We start from the raw sequence: 219 nt of genomic DNA, 5'->3' as shown, positions 1-219 counted from the left end.
TCCTCGTTGATCGTCTTGGGCCCCACCCCGTCCTTCTTGCGGCGAGCCTTGAAGGTCTCCACGTGGCGGGCGGTGATCTGGTGCAGTCGCAAGCGCCCGAGGTGCTCGAGCAGCCCACGGCCGAGCGTCCGCCGCTTCTCGCGGACGGTGCTGGGTCGGTTGTTGGTGGTTGCGTAGGTCTCGATGAAGTAGCCGGCGAACTCCTTGAACGTCGGCACC

1 protein-coding gene is annotated in these 219 nt (G+C 66.2%); it reads right to left on the bottom strand.

The window, feature by feature from the left end; translation table 11 throughout:
- Positions 1-219, bottom strand: a 219-nt coding sequence (locus OEB96_RS00050) for a tyrosine-type recombinase/integrase (RefSeq protein ID WP_456320255.1), incomplete at both ends; no start/stop codon positions are given.

Source organism: Paraliomyxa miuraensis (assembly GCF_026337845.1).
GTDB lineage: Bacteria > Myxococcota_A > Polyangia > Nannocystales > Nannocystaceae > Paraliomyxa > Paraliomyxa miuraensis.
The sequence above is the reverse complement of the archived record's forward strand: the minus strand, read 5'-3'. Positions and strand labels throughout refer to the sequence as shown.